The 21,507-nt window shown below is 55.4% G+C and carries 24 protein-coding genes; 14 read left to right on the forward strand and 10 right to left on the reverse strand.

Translation table 11 applies throughout. The features are described from left to right. Positions 1-37: 37 nt before the first annotated feature. Complete coding sequence (locus PTZ19_RS20730; RefSeq protein ID WP_276357411.1) at positions 38-799, reverse strand: helix-turn-helix domain-containing protein; 762 nt, start codon at positions 797-799, stop codon at positions 38-40. 196 nt (positions 800-995) lie between these two features. Between PTZ19_RS20730 and PTZ19_RS20735 the strand changes: the two genes are divergently transcribed. The 10 genes from PTZ19_RS20735 (at position 996) to PTZ19_RS20775 (ending at position 6,242) form a co-directional block, all read left to right on the forward strand. Beyond that, on the forward strand, positions 996-1,802 hold the full coding sequence (locus PTZ19_RS20735) for a phytanoyl-CoA dioxygenase family protein (RefSeq protein ID WP_276357414.1): 807 nt from the start codon (positions 996-998) through the stop codon (positions 1,800-1,802). A gap of 164 nt (positions 1,803-1,966) precedes the next feature. Then, positions 1,967-2,545, forward strand: a complete 579-nt coding sequence (locus tag PTZ19_RS20740; protein ID WP_276357417.1) for a TetR/AcrR family transcriptional regulator — start codon at positions 1,967-1,969, stop codon at positions 2,543-2,545. A 14-nt stretch (positions 2,546-2,559) separates the two neighbouring features. Next, complete coding sequence (locus PTZ19_RS20745; RefSeq protein WP_276357419.1) at positions 2,560-2,901, forward strand: DMT family transporter; 342 nt, start codon at positions 2,560-2,562, stop codon at positions 2,899-2,901. Continuing rightward, on the forward strand, positions 2,901-3,215 hold the full coding sequence (locus PTZ19_RS20750) for a DMT family transporter (RefSeq protein WP_276357422.1): 315 nt from the start codon (positions 2,901-2,903) through the stop codon (positions 3,213-3,215). Before PTZ19_RS20745 ends, PTZ19_RS20750 begins: the two co-directional genes overlap by 1 nt. A gap of 134 nt (positions 3,216-3,349) precedes the next feature. Then, positions 3,350-3,607 carry a hypothetical protein gene (locus tag PTZ19_RS20755; protein WP_276357426.1) on the forward strand — a complete coding sequence of 86 codons (258 nt, stop codon included), beginning with the start codon at positions 3,350-3,352 and terminating at the stop codon, positions 3,605-3,607. Positions 3,608-3,657: 50 nt separating this feature from the next. Then, a complete protein-coding gene (locus PTZ19_RS20760; RefSeq protein ID WP_276357574.1) occupies positions 3,658-4,176 on the forward strand; it encodes a SecY-interacting protein Syd in 519 nt (172 codons plus the stop codon). A gap of 52 nt (positions 4,177-4,228) precedes the next feature. Further along, on the forward strand, positions 4,229-4,447 hold the full coding sequence (locus PTZ19_RS25475) for a DUF4274 domain-containing protein (RefSeq protein ID WP_422615026.1): 219 nt from the start codon (positions 4,229-4,231) through the stop codon (positions 4,445-4,447). A gap of 399 nt (positions 4,448-4,846) precedes the next feature. Then, positions 4,847-5,122: a hypothetical protein gene (locus PTZ19_RS20765; RefSeq protein WP_276357430.1), complete on the forward strand. Its 276-nt coding sequence runs from the start codon at positions 4,847-4,849 to the stop codon at positions 5,120-5,122. A gap of 119 nt (positions 5,123-5,241) precedes the next feature. Continuing rightward, complete coding sequence (locus tag PTZ19_RS20770; protein ID WP_276357432.1) at positions 5,242-5,688, forward strand: hypothetical protein; 447 nt, start codon at positions 5,242-5,244, stop codon at positions 5,686-5,688. A gap of 71 nt (positions 5,689-5,759) precedes the next feature. Beyond that, positions 5,760-6,242: a hypothetical protein gene (locus tag PTZ19_RS20775; RefSeq protein WP_276357434.1), complete on the forward strand. Its 483-nt coding sequence runs from the start codon at positions 5,760-5,762 to the stop codon at positions 6,240-6,242. Between the two features lie 254 nt (positions 6,243-6,496). Here the strand turns inward: PTZ19_RS20775 and yhbH are convergent, their stop codons facing one another. Continuing rightward, positions 6,497-7,642, reverse strand: coding sequence for a sporulation protein YhbH (gene yhbH, locus PTZ19_RS20780; RefSeq protein WP_276357577.1), 1,146 nt, complete (start codon positions 7,640-7,642; stop codon positions 6,497-6,499). 169 nt (positions 7,643-7,811) lie between these two features. On the opposite strand from yhbH, the gene PTZ19_RS20785 reads away from it, so the two are divergent. Continuing rightward, the gene (locus PTZ19_RS20785) at positions 7,812-8,768 is read left to right on the forward strand and encodes a hypothetical protein (protein ID WP_276357436.1); all 957 of its coding nucleotides are present in this window, start codon (positions 7,812-7,814) and stop codon (positions 8,766-8,768) included. Between the two features lie 80 nt (positions 8,769-8,848). Here the strand turns inward: PTZ19_RS20785 and PTZ19_RS20790 are convergent, their stop codons facing one another. The 7 genes from PTZ19_RS20790 to PTZ19_RS20820 form a co-directional block, all read right to left on the reverse strand. Beyond that, complete coding sequence (locus tag PTZ19_RS20790) at positions 8,849-9,694, reverse strand: carbohydrate ABC transporter permease (protein WP_276357438.1); 846 nt, start codon at positions 9,692-9,694, stop codon at positions 8,849-8,851. 16 nt (positions 9,695-9,710) lie between these two features. Next, a complete protein-coding gene (locus PTZ19_RS20795) occupies positions 9,711-10,613 on the reverse strand; it encodes a carbohydrate ABC transporter permease (RefSeq protein ID WP_276357441.1) in 903 nt (300 codons plus the stop codon). An 88-nt stretch (positions 10,614-10,701) separates the two neighbouring features. Continuing rightward, on the reverse strand, positions 10,702-12,075 hold the full coding sequence (locus tag PTZ19_RS20800) for an ABC transporter substrate-binding protein (RefSeq protein ID WP_276357443.1): 1,374 nt from the start codon (positions 12,073-12,075) through the stop codon (positions 10,702-10,704). 133 nt (positions 12,076-12,208) lie between these two features. Next, positions 12,209-13,483 (reverse strand): extracellular solute-binding protein, encoded by a 1,275-nt coding sequence (locus PTZ19_RS20805; RefSeq protein WP_276357446.1) that lies wholly within the window; start codon positions 13,481-13,483, stop codon positions 12,209-12,211. Positions 13,484-13,506: 23 nt separating this feature from the next. Next, on the reverse strand, positions 13,507-14,490 hold the full coding sequence (locus PTZ19_RS20810) for a substrate-binding domain-containing protein (protein ID WP_276357448.1): 984 nt from the start codon (positions 14,488-14,490) through the stop codon (positions 13,507-13,509). A gap of 15 nt (positions 14,491-14,505) precedes the next feature. Next, positions 14,506-16,287 carry a cache domain-containing sensor histidine kinase gene (locus PTZ19_RS20815; RefSeq protein WP_276357451.1) on the reverse strand — a complete coding sequence of 594 codons (1,782 nt, stop codon included), beginning with the start codon at positions 16,285-16,287 and terminating at the stop codon, positions 14,506-14,508. A 1-nt stretch (position 16,288) separates the two neighbouring features. Continuing rightward, positions 16,289-17,917 carry a response regulator transcription factor gene (locus PTZ19_RS20820; protein WP_276357456.1) on the reverse strand — a complete coding sequence of 543 codons (1,629 nt, stop codon included), beginning with the start codon at positions 17,915-17,917 and terminating at the stop codon, positions 16,289-16,291. Positions 17,918-18,080: 163 nt separating this feature from the next. Here PTZ19_RS20820 and PTZ19_RS20825 point away from each other — a divergent pair, with 163 nt between their 5' ends. After that, positions 18,081-18,449: a DUF423 domain-containing protein gene (locus PTZ19_RS20825; RefSeq protein ID WP_276357459.1), complete on the forward strand. Its 369-nt coding sequence runs from the start codon at positions 18,081-18,083 to the stop codon at positions 18,447-18,449. A gap of 111 nt (positions 18,450-18,560) precedes the next feature. Then, positions 18,561-20,402: a putative bifunctional diguanylate cyclase/phosphodiesterase gene (locus PTZ19_RS20830; RefSeq protein ID WP_276357460.1), complete on the forward strand. Its 1,842-nt coding sequence runs from the start codon at positions 18,561-18,563 to the stop codon at positions 20,400-20,402. 69 nt (positions 20,403-20,471) lie between these two features. On the opposite strand, the gene PTZ19_RS20835 is transcribed toward PTZ19_RS20830, so the two are convergent. Continuing rightward, positions 20,472-21,008: a hypothetical protein gene (locus tag PTZ19_RS20835; protein WP_276357461.1), complete on the reverse strand. Its 537-nt coding sequence runs from the start codon at positions 21,006-21,008 to the stop codon at positions 20,472-20,474. A gap of 167 nt (positions 21,009-21,175) precedes the next feature. On the opposite strand from PTZ19_RS20835, the gene PTZ19_RS20840 reads away from it, so the two are divergent. Continuing rightward, positions 21,176-21,496, forward strand: coding sequence for a YunC family protein (locus PTZ19_RS20840; RefSeq protein WP_276357464.1), 321 nt, complete (start codon positions 21,176-21,178; stop codon positions 21,494-21,496). Positions 21,497-21,507: the final 11 nt, after the last annotated feature.

Genomic DNA, 21,507 nt, shown 5'->3' on the forward strand with positions numbered 1-21,507 from the left:
TGATTCCCATTTTAAGCGTAGCGTTGCACGGTCAACTTCACGCGGTGCCGCCGCGGCGGCGGTACGCGGCCGGGCTCATGCCGTAGCGTTTTTTGAAAAGCGCGGCAAAATGGTTGTAGCTGCCGAAGCCGACGTTGAAGGCCGCTTCCCCGGCGGTGCGTCCGGCATGCAGCATCAGGAGAGCGGCTTGCTGCAGTCGGATGCCGTTCAGCATTTCCACGATGGACTGCCCCGTCTCCGCCTTGAAAAGGTGGGACAGGCGGGATGCGGACAAGCCGACGGCGGACGCGAGCTCGTTGATCGACGGGGCGTCGGCGAGCCGGGCCGACAGCATGCGGGCGACCTGCCGCACCCTGGGATCCCGGCCATCCGCCAACTCCTCCGCGGCCAGCAGCAGAATGCCGACGATCAAGTTTTCGCAGCGTTCCTGCCTATAGGCGCCCCCTCCGCGAACATCCCGGACCAGGTCGTGAAACGATTGCGCCATCCGAGCGCGCATTCCTTCCATGATGGAAACGATGAGGGCGTCGCCTTCGGGAAAAAGCGAGGTTTCCCGGATTCGGGAGAAATGAGCCCACAGGAAATGCCACCGCCCGGTGCGGCCCGTGCCGTAGACATGGGGAACTTCCCGCCGGAGCAGAACGAACTCGCCGGCGCCGCAAACCTGCGTGCCGGACGGGGTCCGGAAGAAGCCTTCGCCGTCCAGCGTAAACGCGATGAGCCATTCGTCCATCCCGTTCGGACGACGGATTTCATACGATTCGTTTTCGTCGAAATGGCCCGCGATGATACGGTTCAAGTCAGGTTTCCCCAGGTCCACCGTATTCGGCCTCCATCCCATTCGCCGTATGAGCATACTCCCATCGTAGCCGATCGAAGCGAGGACCGCTACCCGGATAGCAGAATTCAAACACTTTTCGACCGAAACGCGACTTCCCCGGGACCGCTTCCCCCCTTTACAATCGGGTTGAAACCAGACAAGGGAGGCTGCCGCCATGAGCCACCGCGCGTTGAGGGCGCTTAGCCCCGAGCAGCGCACGCGATTCGAGACGGAAGGTTACTTGATCGTCAGGGGCGTTCTTTGCTCCGAAGAGCTGGATGAAATCAAATCGGCGTTCGAGGAGATCAGCCATACCACGGTGCCGGGCCATTTCGAGCCGATGCGGGACGGGGAACGTTCCGATCCGCTCAAGCGTTATCCGCGCGTCATGCATCCCCATCGCTTTCATCCTGTCGGCATGAAGTACATGCTGCATCCGGGGATCTTCGCGATCGTCGAGGATTTGTACGGCGAAGAAGCGCTGGCGGCGCAAAGCATGTTCTATTACAAGCCTCCCGGGTCGCGGGGCCAGGCTCTGCACCAAGACAACTTCTATCTGAAGGTCGAGCCGGGCAACTGCATCGCCGCCTGGACCGCGGTGGACCGCTGCGACGAGGAGAACGGCTGCATGCTGCTCGTCCCCAAGACGAACGCGTACGAGATCGTCTGTCCCGAGCTGTCGGACGCCGCGGAATCGTTCACGACCCACTACGTAAAACCTCCGAGAGACGAGAAGCCGGTACCGGCTCTCATGGAGCCGGGAGACGTTTTGTTTTTCAACGGCAACCTGATTCATGGCTCATACCGCAACAAATCGCAGGACCGCTTCCGCCGCTCGTTCATCTCGCACTATGCCAACGCGTCGGCTTTCCGCATTTCCCACTGGTACAATCCGCTGTACCGGGCGGACGGCGCGGAGCTTACGCTGGAAAGCAACCCGGACGGGGGGCCGTGCGGCATCGAGACGCCCGCGTATCACTGAGCCGCCGCGCGAGAATCCTAAAGAACGGAAAGCGATCGCCCTTCCCCTGAGCGATCGCTTTTTTCACGGCTCGGAGTCCCAAGATCGGTTGAACGAACCCCCTTGAAGATTGCGATCTATTGTGGTTTAATAAACTGACGAACGTTCGTAAGGGGTTGATTGGATTGACTTCAGATAAAATTCGAGAAGTAGCGCTTAGACACTTTACCCGAGGCGGGTACGAGGGTGCTTCACTCGCCGACATCTCCGCCGAGGTTGGGATTAAAAAACAATCGCTTTACAATTATTTCACGGGAAAAGACGAGTTGTTTTTCGCCGTATTCCGGGACGTTGCCGCGAGGGAGATGCTTTTCGTCGAGGAGTATTTGAAGCAGAATCCGTTGCCGTTGGAAAAGGTGCTGTACGGTTTTTTGGACGGTTACCGAAAGCGGTACGAGCGGGAAGACGACACGAAGTTTTTTCTGCGGATGGCCTTCTTTCCCCCCCGTCATCTGAGGCAGGAGATCGTGGAGTATTGCAATCATCATCTCGACGCCATGGGCACTCTGCTCGAACCGTTCTTCGAGTCCGCGGCAAGCGCCGGCGAAATGCATCCCGACGTTTCGGCAGAGCGTGCTACCGTCGCTTTTACGGCCGTCCTGGACGGCATGTTCGTCGAAATGCTGTACGGAGACATGGAACGTTCCCTCAAGAGGCTCGACGCATCTTGGTACGTCTACTGGCGAGGGATAAGGAACAGCTAGAGGAGGTACGCAACATGAACCGCAGTTGGATTTCCATTTTCGTCGGCGCGTTTTTCGAAGTGCTTTGGGTCATCGGATTCAAGCATGCAGACGATGCGGTGTCGTGGGGGGCAACGGTTGCCGCCCTTGTGATATCGTTTTACCTGATCATTTCCGCTTCGGCCCGTTTGCCCGTAGGTACGGTTTATGCCGTATTTACCGGTCTTGGGACGGCAGGCACGGTGCTTGCCGAAATGATCCTATTCGACGAACCGGTTCAATTGGCGAAGATCCTGTTGATCGCGATGTTGCTTGCGGGGGTCATCGGGTTGAAGTTCATCGGCGGGCCGTCCGAAACGAAGGAGGCGGCGCGGTAATGGCTTGGATTTCGTTGCTCGTTGCCGGCGTGTTCGAAGTCGTGAGCGTGCTCGGGATGAACCGGATCAAGCGCGATCGCGATGCGAAGGCCTATTTTCTTTTCTGCGCGGGTATCATTCTAAGTTTCGTTTGTCTGAGCTTCGCCATGAGGAGCCTGCCGATGGGCACGGCCTACGCCATTTGGACGGGGATCGGCACCGTTGGCGGAACGCTGGTCGGCATGCTGTTTTTCGGCGAATCGAGGGAATGGCGCCGCATTCTGTTCATGGCCATGATCTTGATCGCCGCAGTGGGACTGAAGTTGATCTCCTGATCGCACGAAAATAATCCGCCCAGGTACGAGCCAAGGGGACGGGTAATCCTGACCACCCCATTAGAACATACCGAGATGCTGATTTAAGTAAACTTGAAGCTAAATATACTGCTGACCCTAGACTAACCGTGGAAATGCCATACGTAGGTAAAGGAAAGAACGGTACAAATTCAGAAGGATGGTTACGGGATAAGGACTATTACTGGAAAGAAGTGCAAGAGAAGTATCCTGAAAGTATAAGTAAAGCCAATAAGCAGAGGATAGAATTAGACTTTTCACCTATTAATGATAAGCAGTTCAGAGAACATTTTCCGCAGGTTCGGGCGGTATACACAATGCTGAAAAAGAAGCAGGAATTTGGGGTAGTGATAGCCAAAATGCTGAATTACTAGAAAAATTTTCGAACAAGTAAAGGGTGATATTTTTGTCTATAAAGGAAGCTATGAAACAATATTTTTCAGTAAGGAAGACTGTCGCAGACGAGGGGCTAGATTTTTTATTTAAAACACCATTCGACGTAGAAGTTGATTCTCTTATTTATGTTGGAGAAGTTGACGAGGATGAATACATCTCTTGGAGACCTGTCGAAAAGAATGTGACTAATGATTTTAGTTTACTAGAAGAAAAATTAGGTATTAAAATTCATGGGTCTGTCGTTGAGTATTTTAATTCATATTGGTTTGCTGATTTAGATGGGTTTATTAAAGACCACTATATAAAGCTAGAGTCCGTACTGCCAAAAGCGGATTTAGAATCTTACAGCAACTTACTTTCGGGTTACAAAAGCAACCACAATAACAAAATCGAGAAAATTCCTATTGGCATAGAAGGCAACGGGCTTATTGTTGTAGTTGATAACCAAGATGGTTCTGTAAAACTTGAGGACTACGAACGAAATTCATTTGAAGTAATCTCAGAGGGCATTGAGCAATTAATTTTATCTTTACGGTTAAAAAAATAAATAAGCCAACTGATAAATCGATGATGAATAAGAAAACATTCGATGGCGCAGAATTACAGAAGTACCAAAAGCTATATTGGGCAATGATAATTGTGATTTTGGGACTGGTCTGCTAATGTTCTACCGTGCAGACGGTTATCGTCTCCTCCAATCAAAAGATGCTGTGTCCGAATCCACCCTACGTGAATGGAAAGAATTTATTAGTAATTTATATCAAAGATTACTTGAAGATGGATTTTCTAACAAGGAAATTTCTTTACTCCGCCATTAACAAAAGTACAAGTCTTCAACCTAAGGAAGTCAAATCCTAGTGCACCTAGTATTCAGTTGGATAAGTCGCCAGGTGATGAGGTGGAAATTCCAGTTCTCTAATAACATGATAAGTGGCGGCTACCCAGTGCCGAATGAATCCATCATTCAACCAATAACACATATAACCCATGTAATACCCGTATAAAAGATTTCGTCATTTTGATTGTACACCCATCAAAATGCTTGAATTTTATCACCTAAATAGCGCTTTTCCGTTCATTTAACAGGTCGATTATGGTCAGATACCACCATGATTGACCTGTTTTTTTGTTATCTTCGTTTTCTTGTGGATTTTTCAAAACAAACGCAACTTTATGATTAAATACCGATAGATATAGTGTCGGAGACAATTCAATGCTTGCCGGTAACGAGCGAACAAATCGCCGAAATGCGGACGCTTATAAAAAGCCTTAGAGGAGGCTTAACATGGAAAAAGAAGGATTCGTATCTCTTTGGGTTGGGAATGTCCAGTCTTCCGATTATTCCGAAATTTTCTGTTATAGCGCAACAAGGATTGCCGAATGATTTTAATGAAGTAGTTTTACTGTATAATTTTCAATATACTGGTGCAATTTCCGAAGCAATCATTCTATCGAATTACTTGAGATTTTTAGGTACGGTTGAATATCAATAATGGGTGATGCTCAGTGCAGAAATTATCGATCCATGATTGGCTGACAAGGTCATACCTGTCCGCCTAGACTTGGCTAAAAATAAGTATGGAATTGAAATCAGGTTTAGGGAGGAGTAAATATGTTAGATAAAGAGACTCAATACGCTTTTGAGAAGATCAAATTTATTGAAAGATATAAGAGTCTAGCCGCAAAATATCAATTTAATGTTAGTGAAAGTTTTGAGAATTATGAAAGTAACCAAGTAGCAACTATTATTAATGAATTAGGGTACGAGGCTTCGTTTAATAAGAAGGAAAATTTCTTTAAGATTACGGAAGTACATGATGATTATAAGTTTCAATTTAAAATCTCTTTGAAATATGGTGTAGCAGAATTTATATGGTCTGTATGGAAAAATTCTGAGCTTAAGATGGGTGGGACATGGGGAATATTAAAAGAACAACTAGATGGTCTGGAAAATGACAAAGTGAGGAAGCCGATATTCCGTAACTACGATGAATTGAAAGAAATATTAGCTGATGCGTTTTTAATTTATAGAGATTTTAAACGAGAGTATATGCACTAATTCTCCAATAAATTAATAGTTCCAATATAGCGAGAAGTACCAGTTCAGAATAAGCGAAGGTGAATAATTAAATGCCATTATCTTTGTCTTATTGCACCAAATGGGCATTGGCTAAAAAAAAGCCGTGGAAGATCATTGATGAGGAAACAGCGAGAGAATGCCATCATAAGCGTCAGCCGTATAGCGCAATAATAAGCAAAGGTGAAAATGCGATATATATTATTGATATAGCGAATGAATGGGTGTCTATTATTTTTTTGGATGATATGTTGCGTCAATATTTACGGTATGATTTCAAGGAAGTTGAGCCAGGAAGACTGTTTCTGAGGGGCGGCTACTTTTGGGAGTATGAAGGGGATACCGATAATGAAATGGGTCGGAAAATTTTTAGGTTTGAGGAAAATGGATATAGCTTATTAGCCGAGGACAACTTCTTAACGAACGAGAGTCGGGAAGTGGAGGTAAATGGGGGTGTTGAATCAAACTGGGAAAAGTATCCCGAGTTTGGTGAATACATGTATTTATGTAGAAAGGAAAGAGACGGGAAGGTGTAACATTGATGGAGATTTACTTTTGTGATAAGCGGTCAAATATTACACTATGATTTTCTTGTTAAGGATGATAAAAAGGACGACCTTTCGAGAAATTGGGATTCATTCCCTGAATTCGGTCAATATCTTCATCTATGTAGAGAGGAAAGATAGTTGAACCTCATTACCTACATGAAACAGGTCAATTATGGTTAGAAATCACCATAATTGACCTGTTTTTTATTGGGGACGGGTTGTTTTCTTTGGTCCTATATCACTTACCCCGCCGCCTCCCGCTTGCGGAAGAACGTCTTGAGCGCGTTATAAATCTCCGCCTTATCCCTAATCACGTAGTACAGGAACTGCTCCTGCTCGATGTGCTTGTAGGCCGACATCAGCGTGCTCGAACGGTTGTACTGGTTCACTTCCCCGTAACCGAAAATGTTCGCCCGCGTCAGCAGCTCCCGGATCAGCTTCACGCAGCGCTCGTTGTCGCTTGTCAGGTTGTCGCCGTCCGAGAAATGGAACGGATAAATATTGTACAGCGAAGGCGGGTACCGCGAATCGATGATCTCCAGCGCTTTAATATAGGCGGACGAGCAGATCGTGCCGCCGCTCTCGCCGCGCGTGAAGAACTCCTCCTCCGACACCTCTTTGGCTTCCGTATGGTGCGCGATGAACACGATCTCCACTTTTTCGTATTGGCGGCGCAAGAAACGGTTCATCCAGAAAAAGAACGAGCGCGCGCAATACTTTTCGAACGAGCCCATGCTGCCCGAAGTGTCCATCATCGCCAGGATGACCGCGTTGTTCTGGGGTTTGACGATTTCCTCCCACGTCTTGAACCTGAGGTCGTCCGGCGTGATGCCGGAGATTTCTGGATGGCCCTCCCGCGCGTTGCGGCGCAGGTTTTCGAGGATGGTCCGCTTCTTGTCGATGTTGGAGAGGATGCCTTTCTTGCGGACGTCATTGAACCGCACGTCACGGATTTCGATCTGATCCTGGTCCTTGCGCTTCAAGTACGGCAGCTCCAACTCCTCGAACAGCATGGTTTCCAGCTCCGCGATGGAGATTTCCGCCTCCACCACGTCGTCGCCCGGCTGATCGCCGGCGCCTTCGCCCTTGCCGCTCTGCGGCGCGGGATCGGTCCCGATGACGTCCCCGACCCGGCTGTCGCCGTCGCCTTGTCCGACGTGCTTCTTCTTGTTGTAGTTGAATACGAATCGATACTCATCCAAGCTGCGGATGGGGATTTTGATGATCTGGCGTCCGTCCGATAAGATGATGCTTTCTTCGGACAACAGGTCGGGCAGGTTCTGCTTGATCGCTTCCCGGACTTTCTGCTGATGCCGGGCCTGATCCTGGTAACCCTTGCGGTGCAGGGACCAATCTTCGCGCGACAAAATAAACGAGGACTGCTTCATCACCGGCCACCTCCCTGTGCGCGGATTGCAGCGTGTTATTCAGTATATTCACGGAGTTCCGAAGGATGTACGGTAACAGCCCGTTCCCGGACTGCAAAAAGAAATGGAAAATTCCGATAAAGTTACAAGGAAAGTATTTCAATCAACGGTCAGGGGAGAGGTTGTTCTCATGAAAAGAAAGGCTCTTTGGAAAGGGTCGCTGGTTGTGCTCGTTGCGGCGGCGATCGCAGTGGCCTGGTTCGTGCCGCGTCAGGCGTCGGCTGTCGGTACGTTCACGGAAGATCAATTGAAGGAAGCCGCGGAACGGATGCAAGCGCTAAAAATTGTGTCGGGGAGGACGGACGGCGATCTCGCGCTGGGCGACTCGATCACACGGGCAGAAATGGTTACGATGATCGTCAGGGCATTCGGCAAGGAACAGCAAGCCGCATTGCTGAAGGGGGCTCCGTCATTCGAGGATGTCTCGGCCAATAGTTGGGCAAGCGGTTATATCGCCGTGGCCAAGCAGATGGTGGAAGAGAACGGTCAGGTCATCGGCAGGACGAACTCGACCTTCGATCCGAACGGCTTACTGACGGCAGCGGAAGCGGAAGCGTTCATCATGAAATTCATCGGCGTGAGTCCGAAGGCGGGACCCAAGTGGCCGGACAACTATATCCAAGGTGCGGTGAACGCCGGACTGGTCACGTCCGAAGTCGGAGATTACCTCAATAAGATCAAAAATATCCCGGCTACGAGAGGCCAGACATTCCTTTTCACGGATATGGGATTCTCCTCCAAAATTCTCGAAGGCGGCAAATCGGTCTACACCACATACATCGACACGAAGCCTCCGACCCTGACGGTCGACACCAAGCTGCCCGAAATTTCGGAAGAAGCCAAGCTTACCGTTAGCGGAACGGCATCGGACAACGATAAAGTGAAGGTTTCCATCGGCGGCAACGTCGTGGAAGTCGGCAAGGACGGCAAATGGACCGGAACGCTCGAGCTCAATACCTGCGGGGATACTTACAAGATCACGGCCTTCGACGTAGCCGGCAACGAAACGACGAAGGAAGTTACGGTCAAGATGACCGACAAAGCGAGAAGCGTCGCGAAAAAAGTGTATAGCTGCCCGGCGAAATAATCATTCGTTATCCCGATTAACGAAAAACTCCTTGATTCGCTTCCATAGAGCGATCAAGGAGTTTTTTCGCGACAAGGCGCCTATTTGATCGCCCCGGCCGTGATCCCGCTGGCGATTTTGCGTTGGAAGGCGATATAGACGATCAAGACCGGCACGATCGTGAAGAGCAACCCGGCGAACAGGGGACCCCATTCGGTGCGGTACTGCATCTCTTTCTGCATGACGGCGATTTCGACCGGCAGCGTATATTGTTGCGGGTCATTGATCAGAATCGTCCCGATGATGTATTCGTTCCAGATATTCAATACGTTTACGATGGCGATCGTGATCAGTCCGGGCTGCGAGAGCGGCAGCATGACCCGGAAAAACGTGCCGAAATGCGAGGCGCCGTCGATGACGGACGATTCCTCCAGCTCTTTGGGCAGAGATTTGAAGAAGCCGACCAGCACGAAAATGCCGAAAGCGAACTGGCTCGAAGCGTAGACGAGAATAAGGCCGATCGGTTTGTTGATCAGATGGAAGGAGTTCATTAGGAAAAACAACGGAATCAAAGCCAAGATGAACGGAACCATCATGGACGAGATATAGAGCAGGTATAGCAGGCCGCTTCCCCTGAACGGATATCGGGCCAGCACGTAAGCCGTCGTCGCGGATAGGATCAAGCCGAGCAAGGTCGAGCCGACGGTGACGACCAGGGAGTTCACGAAATACCGGTCGAAATGGTAATGGTTCCACACGTAGGCGAAGTTATCCCACAGGAGCGGGAGGCGGGGCAGCGACCAAGGCGCGTTCAAGAAAAATTGCTCGTTGTCTTTCAGCGCGTCGAGCACGGTCCAGATGAGCGGATAAATGACGGAAACGCTCCACAGGAGGAGGATCGCGTAAAAGACGACTTTCAGGACGGGGTTGCGGATGCCGGTTTCCACGTGCGGTTTCCTCCTTTTACCCAAGTTCGATCGTTTCCTGGCGCATGAGCCGCTGCAGGACGATCGTCGTGATCAGCGAAACGACGAGAATGAGCACGCCGATCGCGGCGCCGAAGCCGAAATGGAATTGCCGGAACGCCATCTGGTACATGTACGAGCCCATGACCTGCGTGCTGTTGTCGGGGCCGCCTTCCGTCATGATCCAGACGATGATGAAGGAGCCGTTCAAGGTCGTCATGGTGATATGGATGATCGACACTTTGACCTGTTCCCACACGAGCGGCAGCGTGATCGAACGGAACTGGCTCCATTGCCCGGCGCCTTCCATGTCGGAAGCCTCATAGAGGGAGGAAGGGATGTTCTGGATCGCGGCGATGATGAGAATCATGTAGAAGCCGATGCCCGCCCAGATCGCCGGAGGAAGCAGCATCCAGATCGTGTGGGCGGGAAAGCCGAGCCACGCGATGTCCACCTTCTCCTTGGTGAACAGAGATAAGAAGGCGTTCAAGAAGCCGATTTGCGGGTTGTAAATGAAGTTCCACAACACCCCGATGACGACGACGGAGATGACGTTCGGGATGAAGAAGATCGAACGGAAAAAGCCGGACAGCTTGAACCGGAACCGCGTCAGCGCGACGGCGAAGAAGGTGGCGAGCGCCATGATGCCGATCACCTTGCCGGCCACGAGGAAATAATCGTTGCCGACGGAACGCCACACGATCGGATCCCGGAACATCGCTTTGAAATTGTCCAGCCCTACGAACGTTTTGTGTTCGGACATGCCCGACCAATCGAACAAGGAGTAGTAAAGCGCCTGAAGGACCGGATAGATCGTGAAAATGCAGAAAAACGCGAAGGCGGGAAGGGTGAACGCGGCGATGAACCCGTACCGCTGCGCCTTGGCTGTCCCTGTACGCATCGTTAGAATCGCCCCTTGAAGGAAGATGGAGAAAGGATGACGGCGCCCCAAAGGGCGTCCGCCATCCCCATGCCGGCCGAAGTCCGGATTACTTCACTTTGGCCGCGGCGTCCGAAACGCGTTTGACCCATTCCTCCGGCGTGATTTTGCCGATCGTCAGCGCGAGGGTCGCGTCCATCATCGCCTTGTCGACGTCCGCGTTGTACGTGATCGTCGGGATGACGACCGTGTTCGGGTCCGTCAAGTATTTCGCGGCGTCTTTGACGTAGTTCGGCGCGTTCGAGGCGCTGATGTCGCCTTTGATATTGGAAGGAGCGCCGCTCAGCTCGGCCCACTGGGAAGCCTGCGCCTTCGAGAAGATGAATTGCAGGAACGCTTTGGCCGCTTCCTTGTTTTTGGCTTTCGCCGCTACCGCGACGGTGGCCGTGGAGGTGTTGGCGACGACTTTGCCGCCCGGATCCTGGGTGATCGACGGAATGAAACCGAAATCGAAGCCGCTCGGGATATCTTTGCTCATCTCGTTCGGCAGCCAGAGGCCGTTCGGGATGAACGCGTCCTTATGCTGCAGGAACAGCATTTGGGAATCGGTGTGGTTGATCTGCACCGAAGCCTTGTCGATGAAGCCTTTGTCGCGCAGCTGGACGATTTTGTTCAGCGCGGCGAGCACGGCCGGGCTCCGGAACGCCTCCGGCTTGTTGGCGGCCATGTCCTGCAGGATGCTCGGATCGTTGTTGTTCGCCGACACGATCGCCGGGTACAGGAACGCGCCGTTGATGTAGTACGGGTATTTGCCGGTGTGGATGAACGGGTTGATGCCGGCCGCCTTGATCTGATCGCCGACTTGCAGGAACTGCTGGAAGTCTTGCGGCTCGGTCCAGCCTTTTTCCTTGAACAGCGCTTTGTCCCAGAAAATGCCCCAGGAGTTCAGCACGAGCGGGATGTTGTAGATTTTGCCGCCGTATTGCTGGGGAGCTTGCGCGAGGATGTCGCCGATCAAGTCGCCGTCGACGTTTTTGGCGGTCTTGAACCAATCGGTCAAGTCCTCGAGCTGGCCGTCTTCGACCATCTGGCGATCGTTCAGGCCCGCGCCGTCGATGTAGATGAAATCGGGCGGGTTGCCGCCGATCCAGCGGGGCTTCATCTGTTCGTTGATTTGCGGGCCGCCGGATTTGATGACGTTCAGGCCCGGGTTGGCTTTGGCGAAGTCGTCGATGACCTTGTTCCACCATTTGTCGCCGTAACCGCCGACGAAGTATTGGACTTCGAAGTCGCCGGTCAGCTTCGTGCCGGAATCGGCAGGGGCAGATGCGGACGCGGAAGCGGACGAAGCGGGGGGCGAGGCCGCGGGCTGCGAGGCGGACGGCGAGGCGGTGTCGCCTTTCTTCTGTCCGCATGCGGCGAGCAGCATGGCGACGAGCAGGATCGCGAGACTGATGACGCCGATTTTTCTACGGTTTCTCATGAAACGGAAAACCCTCCCAGATCGGATCGATTCACGCCGAATGCGGCGTCTGCGTCCATCATAATCGGGAGGGTTCCGCGTCTCTATCGAATATTTTCCAGGAATTCTTGGTTATTTTCCGATTTCCGTCCAGCTACTTCGCGCTTCGATCCACCGCGAACCGTTGGAGCTGGTCCAAAGCTTCCTTCGGGGACAGCCGGCCGTACAGCACGGCGTCCCCCATTTTCCGCGCCCGGTCCATCACGGCTTGCCAAGCCGGCTGCTGCACGGGGTAAAACTCCGCTCGGGAGAGGGCTTCGAGGTTCGCTTTCATTCCGCCGTCGCCGGCCGACAATTCGATTCCCACCGTCTTCGTCACGGGGAGGAAGCCTTCCCGCTGGACCATTTCCCGGTAGGCACCGTCATCGTAGAGGAAATCCAGAAACTTGGAGAGCGCCTCGCGGTCGGTATGGTCGGTCTTGAAGGAGACGAGTACGTCGTGCACGCCGAACGATAGGGGAGGGCGGCCTTCCTTGACGGGAATCGGTCCGACGCCCCACTGCAAGTTCGGGTACTCCCGGGGCACGACCGTCGTGAAATAGTTGCCGGAAATCATCATGCCGAGCTGCCCCTCGCCCAGAATCCGCTGCTTTTCGTCGCGGGTCGTCACCGTCGGTTCGGGATCGGTTAACCCTTGGTCGTGCAAATCCTTCAGATAGGCGAGCCCCTCCACGTTTTCCGGGGAATTGATCGCCCATTTCCCGTCCCGCAGCCACCCTCCGCCGGCTCCCAAGAAGAAGTAGGAGAGATACGCCTGGATTTCGTTGTCGGTCAGATCCACTCCGAAGCCGGAGGCGCCGGTCGCGTCTTTGATCTTGCGGGCGTCCTCCCGAAGCTCCGACCAATCGGAAGGCGGATTCCGGATGCCTGCCCGCCGGAACAAATCGAGGCTGTAATAGAGATTCCGGACCGTGGCCACATAGGGGATCGCGTATTGCTTGCCGTCCATGCGGTCCATGTCGAGCAGGTGGGGAAGCAGCTTGCCCTTCAGCTCCGGCGACAAAATACCGCCCAAATCGTTCAGCAGCCCGTCGTCGGCGAAATGGGCGTATACGTTCGTGTTCAGGAGATCCGGCGGCTGGTTTTTGCTGATCATGTTCGTATAGATGCCGTCGAGAATATCCCAGTTCGCCACTTGAAGCTCGACGTCGATGAGCGGGTTGCGAAGCTCGAACTCCTTGACGAGCTGCTCCAGCAGCGGTTTCGTTTCCGTGCTGTATTCGGAAGCCACGAAACGGATCAGCGACCGTTTCGGCTGTGGCGGCGGGGCGGATTCCCTTGGCGGCGAAGCGCAGCCCGCGAGCGCGAGTACGGCGCCGGCAACGGCGGTTGCGGCGGCAACGGCCTTCCAGGCGGAACGTAAGCGCATGTTCAAAACCTCCTCTTCCGGCGTTACGGATTCTGGATGAACGGAAACAGCAGCTTTTGGATTTCGGGCTCGTACAGGTTGTCGCGGGTCACGAGCGTCGACTCGATGTACGCGTCTTCAACCCGCTTGCCGGCGAGTTCGTCCAAGGCGGTTTTCACGCCGAGGTAGCCCATGTTGAACGGCTTCTGGACGATCATCGCGTTTAACGCGCCGTCCTCCAGCATCTGGATCTCGCTCACGGAGCCGTCGAAGCCGACCAGCTTGACCGTCCCCTCGTACCCGGTGTCCTGGAGGGCTCTGGCGACGCCCAGCGTCGTGTTCTGGCTCAGCGCGATGAACGCGTTGAAGTCCGGCTCCTCGCGGAGCAGGGACTTGGCGATATCGTAAGCCCGCTCCTCGGAATCGTCGGCGGAATACGTGCCGTACAAGCTGTCCGGATATTCGGACAGCTCATGGAGGACTCCTTGTTTGCGCTGAAGCGAGACGGCCGAGGCGCTGAAATCCGTCATGACGGCGACGCGCGGCCGGCCGCCGGTCAACTCGGCGGCTTTCCGTCCGGCCAAACGCCCCGCCTCCACATGGTCGTGTCCGACGAACGGAGGGTGCGGTTCCACGCCCAGCGGCGTATCGATGATGACCAAGCGGATGCCGGCTTGGCGGATTCTCCGGATCAGATCGGGCATGCGTTCGTCGTTGAAGGGAGCGATCACCATGGCTTGCGGCTTGCGCTGGATGGCTTCTTCGATCGCCTGGATCTGGGCGTCCCCGTCGGTCTCTTGCAGAGGTCCCGCCAGCTCGATCGCGGCGCCCGCCTGTTTGGCCGCGGCCTGGGCTCCGCCGTTCACGGTCTGCCAGTAGTCGGAACGGACGTTCAGCGATTTGAGCACGACGGTCACGTTTCGGGTCGGCGGGACCGAGACGGTGAACGCCTTCAGCAGGTAGGCGCCGTAAAATACCGCGGCGAGCAGGATGACGATCAAGGCCGCGGTATAGCGCGATTTGCGCATGCGATCCTTCCTTTCTCAGCCGAGTTTCGGAATCGTGAGGGTGACGAGCGTGCCGGCGCCGGGTTCGCTGCGGATCCGGACGCCGTAATCGCCGCCGAAGAACAGCCGGATGCGTTCATTGACGTTCTGGATCCCGATCCCCCGGCGCCGGATCTCCTCTTCGGGCGTCCAGATCCGCGACAGCTGCTCCGGCGTCATGCCGACGCCGTCGTCTTCGATTTCGAAGACGACGCGGCCGTTCTCTTCGCGCCCGCGAATCGCGATGTGCCCGATATCCGGCCGGTTGCGGATGCCGTGGTAGATCGCGTTCTCGACGAACGGCTGAAGCAGGATTTTGAGCGTCTTGCAAGCGTAGATGGATTCTTGGATGTCGATGGAATAATCGAGCTTGTCGTGGTAGCGCATTTTCTGGATCAGCAAATAGTTCGAGATATGCTCGGCTTCCACCCGGATCGGGACCAGCTCCTGATCCTTCGTGATGCCGGCCCGGAACAGCTTGGCCAGCGCGGAGGTCATGAGCACGACTTCCTCGTGCTGCTTCTGTTCGGCCATCCAGACGATCGAGTCCAGCGTGTTGTACAGGAAATGGGGGTTAATCTGGGCTTGCAGCAGCTGGAGCTCGTTTTTCCTTTTGTTTTCTTGCGTCCGGATGATCTCCTGCATCAGATCGCGGATCCGCGACACCATCAGGTTGAACGCGCGCCCGAGCTGGCCGATTTCGTTGCGCTGCCCGATTTCCGTCTGGATGTCGAAATTGCCCTTTTCCACCAATCGCATGTCCGCCTGCAGCTTCTTGATCGGACGCGTCAGCCGGTGGGAGAGCAGGAAAGACAGCAGCAGGGACACCGCGAGGCCGACCAGCGCGTAAGCCGTGACGGTCTGCCGGATCGTTCCGGCGTCCGCGATCAGTTCGTCGGTATAGGCGACGCCGACGATTCTCCAGCCGAAGCCCGCATCCTGCACGGAGTACATCCGCTTGTCCCCGCGGCCGCCCGATAGGAAGGAGGAGCCGCTCGGCGCCCGGACGACGTCGTCGATCGGCTCGCTGAGCAGGTTGCTGTAGATCAGCTGTTGCTGGGGGTGGTAGACGATGTTGCCTTCCGGATCCGCGATGAACACGTAGCCTTTTTTGCCCAAATTGATCTGCCTGCAGATGTCGTCGATGACGCTGAGGTTGAGGTCGACGAGAAAAATCCCTTCGGCGGTGATGCCGTCGGTGCTTTTCAGCTCGCGGCTCAAGGAGACGACCCAGCGGTATTCGCCCTTGATCAGGTTCTGCACGTGCGGAGCGGACAGGACGGATTTACCCCCGGCTTCCCGCGCGTTCCGGTACCAGGCTTGATCTTCGAGCTTGACGTTCGGGTTCAGCGTCGTGATCCGGCGATCGGAGACGTATCGCCCGTTGTAGCCGAACACCATGATCGAGGCGATGTCCTTGCGGGTGTACAGGATCGATTGGAACAGGTCGGAGATCCGTTTCTCGTAAGGCAGCCGCTCTTCCGGCCCGATGAAGGTGTTGTCGGAAATGTAGTACTTCACGTCTTTGTTGGACATGGCGAGAAGCGAGATGTTTTCCATGTTGTCGACGTAGGACTGGATTCGGGCGCCCACCTGCTGGATGATCCCCTCCACGTAGCTTTGCGAATTGCGCTGCACGGCGTCTACCGCGAGGCGGTAGCTGAACAGGGCGGTCGCGGCGATGGAAGCGAGGATCAGGCAGGAAAACGCGAAGGAAATGCTGGAACGGATGCTTTTGAACGGAAACAACGGACTGTGCAGCAGTCGGAGGCCCGGCATGTCAGGTCGGCTCCTTCCCTTGCTGTTCCCGGTATTCTTTCGGCGACCGGCCGGTCCTCTTCTTGAACAGGAAGCTGAAATAGTTGGGATCGGCGTATCCGACCTTCTCCGCGATTTCATAGAATTTGAGGGACGAGTGCAGCAGAAGCTCCTTGGCTTTCGCCATCCGGACGCCGGTCAAATATTCCACGAACGTCTCCCCGGTGTGCTGCTTGAACAAGGAGCTGAAATAGCTGGTGCTCATCAGCGCGTGTCGGCACATATCCTGCAGGGAGAGGTTTTCGTCGGCGTAATGGGACTCGATGTATTCCACGGCCCGGCGCATTTGCGCGGCGACGAGGTGGCCGCGGCCCGCGGCGATCGCGGACATGATTTGCCGGACGGCCTGCTGCAGCCATTCCTTGACCTCGTCCACCGTCTTGAACCGATAGACATCCATGACCGTCAGGGGATCGAGCCCGTCCCCTTGGGCGTCCGCAGGCAGTTCCTGAAGCGTTTTCAAAAGAGACAGCACGGCATTCTGCATCTGCAGGAAGCAGGCATCGATCGGGATTCTCGCCGCTTTCATTTCGGCCACGCCTTCTTCGATCAGCCGGGCGGCCTCTTCGGCCGTGCCCGTCTTGACGGCGGCGGAAAGCCGTCGATCCCAGTCGGGGCTCGGCGCGGGGGATGGGGATTGTCCTTCCAGATCTAATATGCCGTGTACGCGGTTTTTGCCCAGCAAGAACCGGTAGTCCAATGCGGCCAGCGCGCTTTTATACGCGGCCGGAAGCTGTTCGGTGGAACGGCAGGCGCGGCCGACGCCGAAGGAGACGGTGAATTTGAGGTACTTCTCGATCAGCCGCTTCACCTCCTCGGCGATGCGGTACGCTTTCTCGTAAAGAGCGCCCTCGTCTTCCGTCCCGGACAGCAGGGCCGCCATCCGGTCTTCCCGCGTCCGGAACAGCAGCAGGGACTCTCGCGCCGCCACCTCCCCGAAAATGTTGAACGCGGCGAAGCGGAGGAACTCGGCGTCAAGCCCGTCCCAATCCCCGATTCCTTGCTGCATGCGGTCTCCGAAATCGTCGACGTCGGCGATCAAGACCAGGTAGCCGGGCCGGATCGGCGGGAGGCCGAAGAAGGCGAAACGTTCTTCGATCTGGGACTTGCCCATGCCCAGCACGACCATCCGCTCTAGGAATCTCTCTTTCAGCAGCGGAAGGCTTTGGTTCAGCTGGGCCTTCAAACGGCTGATGTCATCGTGCCGCCGCGCCTCTTCGTCCATCTCCCGACGGACCTTGTCCAGAAGCAGGCGGATTTCGCCGGCCGTGATCGGTTTGAGGATAAAGTCGGAAACTTTGAGCCGGATCGCTTGCCTAGCATATTCGAATTCGTCGTAACCGGTCAGAATGATCACTTTGATGTAAGGGAACTGCGAGGAGATCAGCCCGGTCAGCTCGAGTCCGTCCATGAACGGCATGCTGATGTCGGAGATGACGAGATCGGGTTTGGCCCGCTCGATCCCTTCCCAGGCCTCGCGGCCGTTCTCGTAATCCCCGATCAACTCGAACCCGTGCGCGTTCCAGTCGATCGTCCGCTTGAGTCCGTTCCGCACGACGGCTTCGTCGTCGACGATGATGGCTTTGTACACCTGCGCTCTCCCTCCTTCTGAGTGAAAGCATTTCCACACGGACCTTCCCGAATCCTGCCGGGAATTGGAAGCGCTTGAAGTTTAGCGGCGTTGAAGACGGCGACAAGATGCACTATGCTGAGAGGAGCGTGACTATTATCCTGCATGAGGAGCGTGACTGATCATGACCGCCTACGTGAAAATCGGAGCCGTCTTCGCCTTTCTCGCCGTCGCCATCGGCGCGTTCGGCGCCCATATCCTGGAAGGCCGGATTACCGAGCATGAAATGGATATCTACCACACCGGCGTCCAGTACCAAATGTTCCACGCTGCCGGCATTCTGCTCGTCGCCGCGCTGGCGGACAAGCTGATCTCCCGAAAACTCGCCGTCTGGGCTTGCCGCCTGCTGCTGGCCGGCATCGTTCTGTTTTCGGGCAGCCTGTACGCGCTCGCCCTCGGCGGAATCGACGTCTTGGGAGCCATTACGCCGATCGGCGGCGTCGCTTTTTTGGCCGGTTGGATTTGCCTGGCGCTGGCCGCGAAAAAATCGTGAACAGCGGAACCTGCCGAAATATGGATTTTTATTTACCAATTGAAACCGTTTTCGATATAATGGCTGTAAAGCGAATAAAATTTCCCGAGCGGGAGGAAGGACGTCCGCCTTTTGAACGAATGGTCCGCTTTGGAGGTTTGGGCGCTTTGGACCGCCTCGGCGGCTCTCTGCGCGGGAGCCGCGTACGGAGGCTGGGCTTGGTCGAGAAGACGCGGCCCGCGGCAAACGGCAGCGCCTTCTTACCAGTCGGAGCTGCTCGATTCGCTGTACAATAATAGTCCGATCGCATTCGCGGTAATCGACCGGCAAGGACGTTTTTTGGACATCAACCGCCAAAACTCGGACGAGCTGTTCGGCTATTCCAAGGAAGAGATGGCGGGCCAGCCTTTCGTAGGATTGCTGCATGAGGATTCGCGCGACGGTACGCTGGACGTTTTCCGCAAGACGCTGAACGGGGAAAAGGGCTCCCGCGATATCCGGATCCGGAGCAAAGCCGGGCACGCGATCGACCTCAACATCGCGACTTCTCCGCTGATCCGGCGGGGCAAAACCGTAGCGATCCTCGTGTTCATCCAGGATATCAGCGAGCGCAAGCGGGCGTTGGAACGCAACCATTACATGGCGTATTACGACGACATGACCGGTTTGCCGAACCGCCGCCATTTCTTGAACCATCTGAACGAGAAAATCGGAAAGTTCGCCGGAGGTTCGCTGAATCCCGCCATTTGCTATTTGGACCTCGACGGGTTCAAGCTGGTCAACACGTCTTTCGGGCGCGACTTCGGGGATATGCTGCTGCTTCAGGTGGCGGAACGCCTCAGCAGAAGACTGAACCTCCATGGCGATCTGGCCCGGATGGAAGGAGACGAATTCGCGGGTTACCTGGGGGAAGTGGCGGAACCGGAAGAAGCGCTCGGCAGGGTGGAGCCCTTGATGAAGCTGCTGGAGGAACCGTTCGAGTTGAACGGGGTTCCGATCCATTTATCCGCGAGCATCGGCGTGGCGGTGTGCACGCCCGGAGACGATGCCGGAGCGCTGCTCCGCAAAGCCGATACGGCGCTGCAGAGGGCCAAGGAAAACGGACGTAACGATTACCAGCTTCACCAGGAAGAGATGGACCCGGCCGCCATGCATAAGCTGACCTTCCAGCATGAGATGCGCCAGGCGCTGTCGCAGCGCGAATTCCAGCTTTACTATCAGCCTCAGTACGATTTGGCCAGCGGACAGATCGTCGGCATGGAGGCGCTGATCCGCTGGAATCATCCCGAGCGCGGATTCATCAGCCCGGGGGCGTTCATTCCGGCCGCGGAAGAGAGCGGGCTGATCGTGCCGCTCGGCGATTGGGTGCTGGAGGAGGCTTGTCGGCAAAACAAGCGATGGCAGGATGAAGGCTTGCCGAAAATCCCGGTCTCCGTCAACTTGTCGATGCGCCAGTTTTTGCGGAGGGATCTGACGGCCAAAGTGACGGAGGTGCTCGCCCAGACGGGGCTGGAACCGCAGTATTTGGAGCTCGAGATCACCGAAAGCATGACGATGGACGTCGAGCGAGCCTCCCAGTGCCTGAGCGAACTGATGGAACTCGGGGTTCAGGTGAGCATCGACGATTTCGGAACGGGCTACAGCTCGTTCCATTACTTGAAGCGGCTGCCGATCGGACGGCTGAAGATCGACCGGTCTTTCGTACGGGACATCCAGCAGGATCCCGGCGATGCCGCGATCGTGGCGGCGATTATCGCCATGGCGCATAATCTGCAGCTTCAGGTGATCGCGGAAGGCGTGGAGACCGAGGAGCAGATGCTGTTTCTTCGCAGGCACCGCTGCGACGAGATGCAAGGATTTTTCGGAAGTCCGCCTTTGCCGCCTCATGAGGCTTGCCGGCTGCTCGGGGAGAAGTTGAACCGTTACGCGCTGCCTTCGATTTCGGAAGCGGCGGCCGCGAGTTCGGAAGAGTAGGACCGTCCATACATAGGAGAAGCCTCCGCCCGCGATCGATGCGGGCGGAGGCTTCTTTAGCCTTTCATTTCAATCAAGGAAATCGTCGATCTCGTTCAGCTTGAAGGTGTGTACCTGCTTCTCGTCGACATGGTACACGGTCAGCATTTGGACGGCTGCGTCATAGCCGACGATCCGGCAAGGGATGCTGAGCTTGATGCCTCTTCCTTTGTTGACGTTCAGCCGGATCAGCTTGTTGCTTTCGATATACTGCCGGATTCGGTCATCCAGTGCGCCGGACGGAGTCAATGCCGCTTGCGTCTTCGCGGCGGGCGCCGCGGTCGTTCCGGGTTTGGACGGGGACGAGGCGTGTTTGGCTTTCAACGCGTCCGTCTCCGGCACCGCTTCGGCGGGCGCGGCTTCCGTTTTTTTCTTGTTCGCTTGGAGGGCTTCCTCGATGGCTTGTCCGAGCTGTATCCCGGAACCGATCCGATAGTCGGCGAAATGTCCTTCGTTCAGGACGTGGAGCAACCGTTCCAAAGCCTCTCCGTTCGAATCGGCTTGAATCAGAATGTCGACCTGAAACAAGAAGGAGCGCGGGAGGCGTTCGGATTTATCGCGTGTCATGCGGTCTTGCTCCTTCCGATAGTTCATATTTCCCGTGTCTTCATGCCTACTATATCATGATTTTTGGGCTGGAAAAATAGGAAATCCAGGATATTCGTCCAAATTACGCAGTCCCCCGGCGCATATCTTGTTAAAGTCCACAACGTGTCGCTCCGGAGGTGGTAAAGATGGTGCGAATCGAACCGATCCGCTTGGGTGAGTGGACGGCGGTTGGCGTCGAAGTCCAGCTTCCCAAGACGACTTTGCTTGCCGTTACGGCAGGCGGCGGCTATATCATGTGCGGCGCGCTTGACGTCGGGCTGCTCAACACGCAGCTGCGGGACCGCCAAATCGTCGCAGGACGGGCGGTCGGCGTGCGTACGTTAGAGCAGCTGCTGGAGGCTCCGCTCGAATCGGTGACCGAATCGGCCGAAAAAATCGGCATCCACGCGGGCATGAAAGGCGAAGAAGCGGTGCGGAGAATGGCCGCTGCCGCTTCTGGCACGTAACCGTTTCGATT

Source organism: Cohnella caldifontis (assembly GCF_029360585.1).
GTDB lineage: Bacteria > Bacillota > Bacilli > Paenibacillales > Paenibacillaceae > Cohnella > Cohnella caldifontis.